14 protein-coding genes are annotated in these 12,265 nt (G+C 57.8%); 5 read left to right on the forward strand and 9 right to left on the reverse strand.

Annotated elements, in window-relative coordinates:
* From scpB to RSE16_12245, 6 genes are all read right to left on the reverse strand, one after another.
* A complete protein-coding gene (gene scpB / locus RSE16_12220) occupies window positions 1-633 on the reverse strand; it encodes an SMC-Scp complex subunit ScpB (GenBank protein WRH75466.1) in 633 nt (210 codons plus the stop codon).
* Window positions 630-1,439, reverse strand: a complete 810-nt coding sequence (locus tag RSE16_12225) for a ScpA family protein (protein WRH75467.1) — start codon at window positions 1,437-1,439, stop codon at window positions 630-632. The genes scpB and RSE16_12225 overlap by 4 nt, the downstream gene beginning before the upstream one ends.
* Window positions 1,436-2,494, reverse strand: a complete 1,059-nt coding sequence (nagZ, locus tag RSE16_12230; protein WRH75468.1) for a beta-N-acetylhexosaminidase — start codon at window positions 2,492-2,494, stop codon at window positions 1,436-1,438. Before nagZ ends, RSE16_12225 begins: the two co-directional genes overlap by 4 nt.
* A 173-nt stretch (window positions 2,495-2,667) precedes the next feature.
* Window positions 2,668-3,339 (reverse strand): SPOR domain-containing protein, encoded by a 672-nt coding sequence (locus tag RSE16_12235; protein WRH75469.1) that lies wholly within the window; start codon window positions 3,337-3,339, stop codon window positions 2,668-2,670.
* A gap of 21 nt (window positions 3,340-3,360) precedes the next feature.
* Window positions 3,361-5,088, reverse strand: a complete 1,728-nt coding sequence (gene argS / locus RSE16_12240; protein ID WRH75470.1) for an arginine--tRNA ligase — start codon at window positions 5,086-5,088, stop codon at window positions 3,361-3,363.
* Window positions 5,089-5,191: 103 nt separating this feature from the next.
* Entirely contained in the window at window positions 5,192-5,833 is a 642-nt protein-coding gene (locus tag RSE16_12245; GenBank protein ID WRH75471.1) for a hypothetical protein, read from the reverse strand.
* 126 nt (window positions 5,834-5,959) lie between these two features.
* Between RSE16_12245 and ispH the strand changes: the two genes are divergently transcribed.
* Genes ispH through rnhA form a run of 3 tightly spaced genes read left to right on the forward strand, consistent with a single transcriptional unit; the run spans window position 5,960 to window position 8,333 of the window.
* Window positions 5,960-6,931, forward strand: coding sequence for a 4-hydroxy-3-methylbut-2-enyl diphosphate reductase (gene ispH / locus RSE16_12250; protein WRH75472.1), 972 nt, complete (start codon window positions 5,960-5,962; stop codon window positions 6,929-6,931).
* Window positions 6,931-7,902, forward strand: coding sequence for a homoserine kinase (gene thrB / locus RSE16_12255; protein ID WRH75473.1), 972 nt, complete (start codon window positions 6,931-6,933; stop codon window positions 7,900-7,902). The genes ispH and thrB overlap by 1 nt, the downstream gene beginning before the upstream one ends.
* Entirely contained in the window at window positions 7,899-8,333 is a 435-nt protein-coding gene (rnhA, locus tag RSE16_12260; GenBank protein ID WRH75474.1) for a ribonuclease HI, read from the forward strand. Before thrB ends, rnhA begins: the two co-directional genes overlap by 4 nt.
* Window positions 8,334-8,348: 15 nt before the next feature.
* Here the strand turns inward: rnhA and RSE16_12265 are convergent, their stop codons facing one another.
* From RSE16_12265 to RSE16_12275, 3 genes are all read right to left on the reverse strand, one after another.
* On the reverse strand, window positions 8,349-8,522 hold the full coding sequence (locus RSE16_12265) for a DUF1508 domain-containing protein (protein ID WRH75475.1): 174 nt from the start codon (window positions 8,520-8,522) through the stop codon (window positions 8,349-8,351).
* An 85-nt stretch (window positions 8,523-8,607) separates the two neighbouring features.
* On the reverse strand, window positions 8,608-9,717 hold the full coding sequence (locus RSE16_12270; GenBank protein ID WRH75476.1) for an FAD-dependent oxidoreductase: 1,110 nt from the start codon (window positions 9,715-9,717) through the stop codon (window positions 8,608-8,610).
* The gene (locus tag RSE16_12275; protein WRH75477.1) at window positions 9,714-10,664 is read right to left on the reverse strand and encodes an alpha/beta hydrolase; all 951 of its coding nucleotides are present in this window, start codon (window positions 10,662-10,664) and stop codon (window positions 9,714-9,716) included. Before RSE16_12275 ends, RSE16_12270 begins: the two co-directional genes overlap by 4 nt.
* A 60-nt stretch (window positions 10,665-10,724) precedes the next feature.
* On the opposite strand from RSE16_12275, the gene RSE16_12280 reads away from it, so the two are divergent.
* Both RSE16_12280 and cpaB read left to right on the forward strand, forming a co-directional pair.
* A complete protein-coding gene (locus RSE16_12280) occupies window positions 10,725-11,198 on the forward strand; it encodes a prepilin peptidase (GenBank protein ID WRH75478.1) in 474 nt (157 codons plus the stop codon).
* 42 nt (window positions 11,199-11,240) lie between these two features.
* Window positions 11,241-12,260 carry a Flp pilus assembly protein CpaB gene (gene cpaB, locus RSE16_12285; protein WRH75479.1) on the forward strand — a complete coding sequence of 340 codons (1,020 nt, stop codon included), beginning with the start codon at window positions 11,241-11,243 and terminating at the stop codon, window positions 12,258-12,260.
* Window positions 12,261-12,265 lie beyond the last annotated feature (5 nt).

Genomic DNA, 12,265 nt, shown 5'->3' on the forward strand with positions numbered 1-12,265 from the left:
CTAGGCGCTTTCGTCACCAATTTCCAGTTCGCTATCGCCACCTTCGGGCAAATCGCCATTTTCGACCGCGGAAACACCCTGCATCCCGTCAAATGCCAGATCAACCGGATCAAGCAAGCCCGCCGCCCGTAAATCGGCAATTCCGGGGAGATCTCGACGCGACTGTAAACCGAAATGCGCAAGAAAATCGCTTGTTGTAGCGTAGGTTAGCGGTCGCCCAGGCACTTCGCGTCGCCCGGCCGGTCGCACCCATCCCGCCTCCATCAGCACGTCCAATGTGCCTTTTGAAATCTGGACGCCTCGGATCGCCTCTATCTCGGCGCGACTGACCGGCTCATGATAGGCGATGATAGCAAGTGTTTCGACCGCCGCGCGGCTCAGTTTGCGGCTTTCTTCCCGCTCGCGGCGCAGCAAATGCGCCAGATCAGCCGCCGTCTGGAAGTGCCAGGCCTTGCCCCGCTTGACCAATTCTACACCGCGCCCGGCATAATGCGCTTCAAGCCGGGTCAGCGCATCAGCGACATCAATTGCCTCGCCGACATAGGCCTTGATCTGCTCCACCGTCATTGGCGTTTGAGCGGCAAACAGCGTTGCTTCAACCGCGCGTATGGCAGGATCATGTTCGATCATCATTGATGCGCTCGCTCCGAAATCGAGCCATGACTGACCTTCACCATCAACGGCGCAAAACTTGTTTCCTGCTGCAATACCAATCGCCCTTGTTTTGCCAGTTCGAGCATCGCCAGAAAGCTCGACGCTAGCGCCGAACGCCGCAATTGCGGATCTGCATCCTTGGGCAGAAATGCTTCAAGCGACGTCCATTCAAGTGCAACGCCTAGCATTTTGGAAACGTGATCAAGCGCTTCGTCGAGTGTCATCACCGCTCGCCGTTTGACAACGTGCATTACAGGCGCGCTGCGCGCCTGTATTTGTCCATAGGTCGCGATGAGTTCGAAATAGCTGCAATCCCAGGCGGTGGTGCGGACAACGCGCAGGCCTTCGGGTGTGCCGCGCAGAAAAACATCACGACCTATACGGTCCCGTGCCATCAACCGCGCGCCGCTCTCCCGCATCGCGTTCAACCTTTCCAGGCGTAGTTGCAAACGCAGCGCAAGTTCTTCTGGCGAAGGATCAATGGTCGGGTCCTTGGGCAACAGCAGCGCTGATTTCAGATAGGCAAGCCATGCCGCCATCACCAGATAATCGGCGGCGAGTTCCAACTTCAGCGCACGCGCGCTTTCAATGAAATGCAGATATTGCTCAACCAACTGCAGGATGGAGATCTGGCGCAGATCGACCTTCTGATTGCGCGCTAGCGTCAGCAGCAGGTCGAGCGGACCTTCCCAGCCGTCAATATCGATTTTTAGCCGATCCACGTTTTCTGATGGCGCAGATTCCGCCGCAGCGTCGTCGAAGTCGAGGTCCAAAGACGCGCTCATGCCGCCCCAGTCGCTGCCCGGGTCAGCTTGCTGTCAATGCGGTCCTCTCCAATGGCGATCAGTTGATCCCGCTTGTCCAGCAAGGCAGCGAGTTTATCGTCGGCATACTCAACAGGCCCGACCGTCGCCATGGCGCGATCTAAACGCTCCAGTGCCGGCGCCCCCATTTCAGGCAGTCGGTTGGCAATCTGGACCATTTCATCCATCCGCCCCCAGCAATTAAGAGCAATGTCGCACCCTGCCACGATGCACGCCTCTGCGCGCGAGGCAATATCCCCCGACAGCGCCTTCATATCGAGGTCGTCACTCATCAGCAGATTGTCGAATCCGATATCACCGCGGATCACATCGTTGATGATGGTGGGAGACATTGTGGCCGGCAGATCAGGATCATAGGCATCAAATACGATATGCCCCGTCATCCCCATAGGGGCCCTGTTGAGGCTACGGAACGGGCTGAAATCCTGCTCCAGTTCCTCTCTCGTCGCGCTAACCTTGGGCAATTCATGGTGGCTGTCGACAAGCGCGCGACCATGGCCCGGCATATGTTTAACGACGCCAACCACACCGCCGGATTGCAACCCGTCAAGAACCGCACGACCAAGCGCCGCCACGCGCATCGGATCACTGCCCAATGCCCGGTCACCGATCGCAGCATGGGTTTCTGGGACGCGCACATCCAGCAAAGGCGCGCAATTCACGTTGATCCCAACCTCCGCAAGCGTCAGCGCCAGCGCATATGCGTTTACACGCGCGGCCTCTATCGCAGTCATCGCCGAAATATCGTAAAGCGCGTCAAAGACGGCGCCAGCGGGAAAGACGGGCCACACCGGCGGCTGCATCCGGGCAACACGGCCGCCTTCCTGATCGATGAGGATCGGAACATCGGCGCGGCCGCTCACCTCTCTCAAGCTGTCGGTCAACGCCCGCAACTGGAAGCGATCCATTATGTTGCGCTTGAAGATTATATAGCCCGCCGGCTGACATTCGCGAAAAAAGGCGCGCTCGTCGGCGGTCAGCTCGAGACCGGAGAGTCCAAAAATTACGGGCTTCATCGCCTGCCTCAAAGTCTGCGTTCCATGGATACAAGGCTAGGTCAGCTTGTGCATTCGCACAAGCGCCTCTGCCCCATTCTGCGCCAAAAACTGTGCAAAAAGGGCTGCAACGCGAACGCGTCCTACAGCCCCATTGCACACGTTTCAGCGCATCATTAGCAGTTACCCAAGGCTTATTTCACCACCATGCAGTTTTCGCCTGCCGCTTTCAGCTTTGCGCAAAGCTGCTGTGCAGCGGCGGGATTGGCGGTAACGGCCTGCAAGCGGAAAACCTTGCGTCCGCCTTCAGCCGCGCCTTCGACAACCCGGCGGTTCAGCCCCGAGAGGAAACCGAAGCGCTGGCCCATTGCAGTCCAGGCCTGCCCTGCCTTTGCCGTATCGCTAAACGCCCCAAGCTGGACAAAACCTGATCCTGTAGGCGCTGCGTCAGCCGCAGCCGACGCTGTACCAGCGGTTGCAACAGAAGCGGCAGGCGCGGCTTCTGCAGCTTTGGCCTTAACCGGATCGATACTCGCGCCGACCTTCTTGCCTTCACTTGCAGCAAAGGCGGCATCGCCCTCACCTTCGAAACTCTTGCCTTCGCGGTCGGTCGGGGCAACCTTGTAATTGCCTTCCTGAGCGGCGATCAGCTCGCCATTGCCTGAACTGCCGCCCGACTGGTTACGTTGCAGCCAGTAAATGCCGCCGACTATTGCAGCGAGTAGCAAAAGCCCGCCCATTACCAGACCCGCCACCTTAAGCGGCGAGGCGCTCTCTTCATATTCATAACCATCTGCGGTTTCGAGCCAGGGCAGGCGATCCGGATCGTCGAGCCCCAGATTATCGTCTTGCTTGTTGTCTGTCATGGCTGGTCCTTTGCAGGGTTCTTACATTTGCTCGGCTGCATCGACCCCCATCAATTGCAGACCGTTTCGAATAACCTGCCCCAAATTGTCCGCCAAGAAAAGCCTTGCGGCGCTTAATTCAGGCGATTGTGCCAATATGAAGCGCTTGTCCGGACGATCATTACCGAGGTTCCAATAGGCGTGGAATGCAGCAGCAAGGTCGCCGAGGAAAAAGGCAATTCGGTGTGGTTCACCCGCCTTTGCAGCAGCCTCAACGATGCGCGGGAAGTTCGCCGCCTCGCGCACAAGCGCCAGTTCTTCATCACCCAGCATCGCCACATGACTGACGTCCGGGCGATAACCTTCCTCATTTTCAGCCTTGCGTAGCGTCGAACAGATACGCGCATGGGCATATTGGACATAGAAAACCGGATTGTCCTTCGATGCCTCTACAACCTTGGCAAAATCGAAATCCATCTGGGCGTCGGCTTTGCGGGTCAGCATTGTAAAGCGGACAACATCCTTACCGACCTCACGGACCACATCTGCTAGGGTAACAAAGTTGCCCGCCCGCTTTGACATTTTGATCGGCTCTCCTCCGCGCAGCAAACGGACCATCTGAACCAGCTTCACGTCGAAATCGGTCTTGCCTTCCGTCAGCGCGGCGACCGCCGCCTTGATCCGCTTGACGGTGCCGGCATGATCGGCACCCCAGATATCGATCAACCAGTCGGCATCCTGCGCTTTCTGGAAATGATAGGCCATATCGGCACCGAAATAGGTCCAGCTGCCATCGGATTTCCGGATCGGCCGATCCTGATCGTCGCCAAACTCCGTCGATTTGAATAGCGGCAGCGTTACCGGTTCCCAATCGGGGTCGAGTTCGCCTTTTGGCGCTTCGAGTTCACCGTCATAAACCAGCCCGTGTTCGCGCAGAAAGGCCTCCGCTGCTTCTGGTTTCTTCGCGTTCTGCACTTCGGCTTCCGATGCGAACAGATCGTGATGGATGCCCAACAAGGCCAAGTCATCCTTGATCATTACCAGCATATCGGCGACCGCAGCGGTGCGGAACAACGCAAGCCATTCGCTCTCGGGCTTGCCAACAAGGGCATTGCCATGTTCGCGCGCCAAACGCTGGCCAACAGGAACAAGATAATCGCCCGGATACAGTCCTTCGGGGATGTCGCCTATCGTTTCGCCCAAAGCCTCGCGATAGCGCAGGTGCACGGAGCGGGCGAGAACGTCGACCTGCCCGCCGGCATCGTTGACATAATATTCGCGCTTTACTGCATATCCGGAAAACTCCAGCAGATTTGCCAGCGCATCGCCAACCACTGCACCCCGGCAATGCCCCATATGCATCGGCCCGGTGGGATTGGCTGACACATATTCGACATTCACGCGGCGGCCACTGCCCATCGACGAACGGCCATAGTTGGCACCTCGGGCAGCAATGGCGCGTAATTCGTCAAGCCAAACCGATGCGTCCAGTTTCAGGTTAAGGAAGCCCGGTCCAGCGATATCAACGCCGTTAACGCCCGGTGCTTTCGCAAGTTCGCCCGCTATCAGTTCGGCCAATGCGCGCGGATTGCTGCCTGCCGGCTTCGCCAATACCATCGCGGCATTGGTCGCCAGATCGCCATGCGCAGGATCGCGCGGCGGCTCTACAGTCACATTGCCGCGATCCAGCCCTGCCGGCAGGGTTCCGGCGGCTTCAAGGGCATCAAGCGCGACATGCAGATGCGCGGTAAAGTTGGCAAAAAGGGTCACGATATTCATTTCCTGAAAAGCTGGCACAGCGGCAGTTGTTGCTGCCCCCTATCCCATGCTGCAGGAAAGAAAAAGGGGGCGCTCGCCCCCGATTGGGCAACGCTTAACGCGTCACATTATATCGGAGTTGGTCTTCGGTAAGCTGGAAACCGATCAGCAGTTCAAAACTGGCACGTTGCATCGCGGCCCGAACTGCTGGATCGGCCATCGGATCGAGTGCAGCATCGGCGTCACCCGCCTTGCGCTTTCTGGTAATTTTCTCGACAATTTCCGGCGGCAGCGAAGCGGCGGCGGGGTCAATATAGCTGGCTGCCTTCCCCATCGCAGTCGCGCGATCCTGCCCATCGGCAAAATTGATCGTCACCTGGCCAACGCGTTTCGCGATCACGGCCGAACCGCCCTGAACCACGGTTGAGAAATAGGGCAGCGTCACGCTGCGCGCGCCACCTGTTCCGTTCCGCCGGGCATGCACTTCAAAATCGGCTATCGAATAGATTTTTTCGCCTGCAGTGCATGATGGCCGCACCTTGGTGATCGTTGCCACAACATCGACTGCGTCAGCGGTCTGGCTGGACGGCGGGTTGAAAAGCGTGATGTCCCCTGTGCCTTCGGCGATCGCAACAGCCGGGCAACCGGTACGTGTCGCGGTAATGCCGACCCCGGATGAAACATCCAGTTCGCCGTCACGCGCGCATCCTGCCAGAAGCATTACGGCAACAGGCAAAGCGATTGGCAGGGCTTTCATCGATGGCATTCCTTCGCAATTTTGACGGCATTCGCCTGTTGCCGGGTCTTTATCGGTGCATTCCTCGCTGTGCAACAAGGGAAAGCTCTTGGCCGATGCGACGATACTATCTAAATGACATTGCCGATGACTGAACAATCCATTGCCCGCCCGAAACTTGAAATCCTGCTTGCCGCGCCGCGTGGCTTTTGCGCAGGGGTCGATCGCGCCATCCAGATCGTGGAACTCGCGCTGGAACGGCACGGCGCCCCAGTCTACGTCCGCCACGAAATCGTCCACAACAAATTTGTAGTCGACAGCCTGCGCGATAAGGGAGCCGTTTTCGTCAAGGAGTTGGACGAAGTTCCGCAAGGCGGGCATGTTGTTTTTTCTGCGCATGGCGTACCGAAGTCGGTGCCCGAAGATGCCCGCAACCGCCAACTTGATTATCTGGATGCCACCTGTCCGTTGGTTTCCAAAGTCCATCGGCAGGCCGAACGCCAGGTCGAGGCCGGACGTCACATCCTGTTCATCGGCCATGAAGGCCATCCCGAAGTCATCGGCACATTTGGGCAGGTTCCGTCCGGTGCAATGACGTTGATCGAGACTGTGGAAGATGCAGAATCGGTTGCAGTCGTCGATTCAGATAACCTCGCTTTTCTGACACAAACGACGTTGTCTGTTGACGATACCGCCGAAATCGTCGCCACATTACAGCGCCGTTTTCCATCAATTGTCGGCCCCAAAGGCGAAGACATATGTTATGCGACATCCAACCGCCAGGCGTCGGTCAAAGCCATTGCCGGGCGTTGTGACCTTGTGCTGGTCATCGGCGCGCCCAACAGTTCCAACTCACTCCGCCTTGTTGAAGTGGCCGAACGTGCAGGCACGCCGTCACGCCTCGTCCAACGTGCAGAGGATATCGATTTTGCCTGGCTGAAAGGCGTGAAGACGCTCGGCATAACTGCGGGTGCCTCTGCCCCCGAAGTTTTGGTGCGCCAATTCATCGCCCGCCTTTCCGAAGCCTATGACGTCTCGGAAGAACAGATAACGACCGCAGAGGAGAGCATCACATTTAAACTGCCCCGTGCCCTGACGCTTGAGGCCGATGCAGCCTGATGGCAGTCTATACGCAGGTCAGCGCCGAGGCCGCGCAGATTTTACTCGACCGTTACGACGTCGGGCGTCTGGTTTCGATGAAGGGCATCGCCGAAGGCGTAGAGAATAGCAATTATCTGCTTGAAACCGACCGTGCACGGTTCATTCTGACGCTGTATGAAAACAGGGTCGATCCTGCGGACCTCCCGTGGTTTCACGATCTGCTGGCACATCTACATCAGGCAGGATCGCCTGTTCCCCGTTTCATCGAAGATCGCGGCGGCCAATGGCTGCAAGATCTGGCAAGCAAAAAAGCCTGTCTGATCGAGTTTCTGCCCGGCATTTCGGTATCCGAACCCTTGCCCGAGCAGGCACGCGCCGTCGGGGCTGCGCTGGCGAAAATGCACGTTTCGGTAATGGGTTTCGAGCAGCAAAAACCCAACCGGCTCGGCATCGATTCGTGGCAAGCACTCTTTGACCGTTGCGAACATTCGGCCGCAAACGAACTTTCGGCTGGTCTTGCCGATGATATTGCCGCCGAATTGACCTGGCTTGTCGCGCAATGGCCAAACAATCTGCCCGCCTGCGCAGTCCATACCGATCTGTTTCCCGACAATGTCCTGTTCAAGGGCGAAACTCTGGGCGGATTGATCGACTTTTACTTCGCCTGCACCGATTTTCGCGCCTATGATCTTGCGGTAACGCATGCAGCATGGTGTTTCAGCGCAGATGGGTCGATGTTTAATCAAGCGATCAGCGATGCGTTGATAGGCGGATATTCTGACATTGTTCGGCTTGAAGAGAGCGAAATCCAGCTTTTCCTCGTACTTGCACGTGGAGCATCGATGCGTTTCCTGCTGACGCGGCTGTTTGACTGGATCAACACGCCGCCGGATGCAATCGTCACCCGCAAAGACCCCCTCGCCTTTCATCGCCGGTTGCAATTCTATCGCACGGCAGCCGCGGACCAATTGTTCGGGAGACGGCAATGAAACAGGTGGAAATCTTCACCGACGGCGCATGTAAAGGAAATCCAGGCCCCGGCGGTTGGGGTGCAGTCATCCGCTATGGCCGGCACGAAAAAGATATTTCAGGCAGCGATCCCGACACCACCAACAACCGAATGGAGCTGACCGCAGCGATCAAATCCCTCAACCTATTGATCGAACCTTGCGCAGTGACCCTGCATACGGATAGCAAATATGTGCTCGACGGCATCACCAAATGGGTGGCGGGCTGGCAGCGCAACGGTTGGAAGAACGCTTCAAAACAGCCGGTCCGTAATGCCGATTTGTGGCATGAACTGATTGAGGCTGTCGCCCGGCACAAGGTGGAATGGATCTGGGTCAAAGGCCATAATGGCCACCCTGAAAATGAAAGGGCCGACCGGCTGGCCAGCGACGCCGCTGCCACAGCCGGTTGACGCACTTAGCTTGGGTCAGCCCTCGCGGACTTCGGCACCGGGGCCGTTTTTCAGGATCGATTCAATCGCGTTCTTCGCCGAGGCTTTGGATTTATAGCCCTCGGTCCAGAAAATCGCTTCGCTATTATATTTGAAATAGGCGACATATTCGCCGGCCTTGTTCTGCTTGATCTCGAAATAATGCGCCATGACGGGTCCTTTCGCGATTGGGCATTTCGCCCTGACGCTGGGATATCAAGCCTGATGGCCGCCGCCAATGCCAAGCGATGTAAAATCAGTGAAGCCGGTCCGGCAGGTAGCGACGGTGGTCAACTCCAATCAGCTGCGTCGTGCCGCCTTGCAGCAAGGAAGCAGCAATCTTGGCAATTGCCGGGGCCGTCTGCATGCCGAACCCGCCCTGCCCCGCCAACCAGAAAAACGCACGGTCTTCAGGGGAGGGTCCGATAACCGGCAGGCGGTCTGAAGCAAAACTGCGCAATCCCGCCCATTTGCGTTCAACCGATGCGATACGCCAAGTGAGCACCGTCTCTAGCCGGTCAATCGCGCGCGCAACGTCAACTTCGTCAGGCGCAGCGTCACAAGGAGGCGATGCCGTCTCATCATGAGGACTCAACCAGATGCGGAAGTCCGACTCGCGCTTGAAATAAAAGCTGCCATCCAAGCCGACGACAAGAGGTAGGCTTTCAGGCACCGGATCGACCATACGCAACTGGAGCATCGTCCGCCGGTAGGGGGTGATGCCCATTGGCTGCATACCCGCCATAATCGCTACCTCGTCCGCCCAGGCACCAGCGGCGTTAACAATCGTTGCGGCTTCGATGCTGCCGGCTGCGGTATCGAGTAGCCATCCGTCGGAACGACGGGTGATTGCTTTCACTCCGGCTCGGACCGATAACCGAACCCCCTTGCGTCGTGCTGCGGCCAGATAATGATTGTGCAGCGCGCCTGCGTCAATGTCGCAGCAATCTGACTCCCATAGGCCTACATCCCATCCCGGCCGACGCCCCGGAAGAATAGCGTCCAGTGCGGAGCTTTCCATCCTGCCAAGCTCGACGCTGCTGCCTGCAAAAGCGTCTAGCATATTTTGGGCAAGTGGCGCCTGTGCCTCAGTCGCAAGGTGCAGGCCACCGCAATGTGTCAGAAAGCCGTTTGGCGCAAATTGGGGCTGGGGTGCTTCAAGAAAGGCACGCGACGCGCTGGTCAATGGCTGGACATCGGGTCCGCCATAGGTTTCGCTCCAGAAGGCGGCCGAGCGCCCAGTCGCGTGATAACCGGGATGATCCTCGGCTTCGAGCAGCAGAACTCTGCTCCCCGACGGCAGATTCGCTGCAAGGCTCGCCCCCGCAATACCTGCGCCGATGATCGCTATATCAAACTGGCTCATGAACGTGGCGCGCGGCGATCGAAAAAAGCCATTATTGCTTCGATGCAGCGGTTCCGGACAGGGTCCGCCTCACGCAGTAATTCGTGCGCGGCTTCCTTCCCGAAGAGCAGCAATTCGCAATCGGGCAACCGCTTGGCATCTCGCTCGATCCGGTTGGTATCGACCAATCGGTCGGCCCGTGTTGCCAACATCAAAATCGGCGTCCTAATCGCTTCCAGAATGCCCGGCTCGTTCAGCGCGCGCGTCGATGCAATCGCCCGCTCCACCCAATGCCAACTTGGCGGGCCAAGGCGGATATCGGGCCGTGCCTGCCACCAGTAGACTTCATCTGCGTAGCGATCGGCATCGTGAGTCAGGATATTCGAACGCAAGCTGAGCGGTGATCCCGGCTTTTCGCCCTCCTTCCACGCTGCGCGATCGGGATCACCGATACGGCAAAACAGCTTGGCGATCGCGTGGTGCAGAGCATAGGGCAAGCCCATGGTGTCGATCCCAAGCATCGGAGCAGATAGTGCGACGGCATCGGGCGCTATCGCACCTTCCGCCAGTGCACGCATCACAAGGTGTCCACCCATGCTGTGCGCCACGACCACATGGGGGCCAGTTTGTTCAGTCGTCCATTTTGACCAGAAATTCCGCAGATCGGAAACCCAAGTTCCGAAATCATCAATGTAACCGACATTGGGGTCGGCCAGCAAACGGCCCGACCCCCCTTGACCGCGCCAATCCACGGCCGTGACCTGCCAGCCTTGGCGCGCGAATTGATCCAGCGTTTCCAGATATTTTTCATAATGGTCACCCCGCCCCGGCAGGAAAAGCAGCGCGCCGCGCGGCACCGCTAGCACGTCAACCTTAGCGGGAAAATCGATCCTGCGGATCGGCCATCCATCAGCTGCGTTCCACATGGTTTCGCGTGCATGGGGCGGTATGGACCGGCGGTCGAACATCGAGTGAGCCTCGGGCATGGTTACCTTTTGGTAATGTCTGATGGTTAATTGCTTGGTGATATGGACCAGATCATCTTCGCTTACGCATTGCTTTCCGGCTTGGCAATCTGCCTGCTGGTATCGGTCTATACCGATATAAAATATCGGCTGATCTACAACAAGGTTAGCGCTGCAATCGTACTTGGCGCGCCGCTTTACTGGCTCACGATAAATCAATTCGGATGGCCGCAGGTGGGATTTTTCATCGGCGGTGGCGTGCTTACCTTCTTGTTTTTCGCTATTTTTTTTCGCTTCGGCATGATGGGTGGCGGCGATGTCAAACTGTTTGCCGCCGTGGCCCTATGGCTTCCTCCCGTCGAACTGATCCGATTCCTGTTCAATGCCAGCGTGCTGGGTGCGGCAGTGACGGTCCTGTTCTTCATTACACACAAGCTGCGAAAGGGAACCGGACCCGTCCGGGTACCCTATGGCGTAGCAATCGCAATCGCAGGCCTTTGGAGTGCCGGTGAACAATTTTTTAAGCATTTTGGGTGATTAGCTGTTCCATTCAGGGGACCGTTCAGGAGCTTGTTCGTCATGGATAAGAGAAAAGTCATTTTGTTGGTCTGCGCGTTGCTGATCGCTGCAGTCACCGCCTTCATGGCACGCAGCATGTTTGCTGGCGGCGATGCAGCACCTAAAGCCGTTGCCCAGAAACCGGTGCCTACCGGCCCCAAGGTCATCGTGGCAACCCGATCACTGCCTGTCGGCACGATATTAACTGCTGATGCCATCCGCTACCAGCCCTGGCCTTCAGAACTGATCGAGGCAGCCTATTTCATCCAGAAAGAGGGTGAGCCCGATGCCACCAGCAATCTGATCGGAACCGTTGTTCGCAACAATATCACGGCAGGGCAGCCGGTAACGCAGGGATCGCTCGTATCGCCGGGTGATCGCGGTTTCCTTGCAGCCGCTCTCGGGCCGGGCATGCGGGCCGTTTCAGTGCCGGTGTCGGCGCTGACAGGCGTTGCAGGCTTTGTATTCCCTGGCGACCGTGTTGACCTAGTGCTGACACAGAATGTGAATGGTGCCGGCACGGGCCAGTCGTTGAAAGTCTCCGAAACCGTCATCCGCAATTTGCGTGTTCTTGCAACCGATCAGCGTTCGACACCCAGCGTCGATGCCGAGGGCAAGACCAAACCGTCGAAGTACCGGCTCGTTACGCTTGAAGTAACGCCGCGCCTTGCAGAAAAAATCGCCGTTGCGCAAACCATCGGCACACTGAGCCTGTCGCTGCGCGCGCTGGCCGATAATGCCGCTGAACTTGAGCAGGCGCTGGCTTCAGGCGAAGTCAAGGTTCCGAACGGCGCCACTCGCGAAGAAGAAGAGAAGTTCCTCACTTCGATCGAGAAGCAGCCGGTGGCAGGACCCTCAACGTATGCAACCGGCGGCGATGTATCGCGCTTCCAGCGGCGCACACCCCCGGCAACCACGCCGGTTCAGATCGCCGCTGAACAGATCAAGGTCGAGAAGCAGATCGAAAAAGTACGTCGTGGCAGCATCGTTCGCGTTTCGCGCGCCGGTTCTGTTGAAGAAGTCAATGTGGACCGGAGGTAACTGAC

The organism is Sphingobium sp., assembly GCA_035196065.1.
Taxonomy (GTDB): Bacteria; Pseudomonadota; Alphaproteobacteria; order Sphingomonadales; family Sphingomonadaceae; genus Sphingorhabdus_B; species Sphingorhabdus_B rara.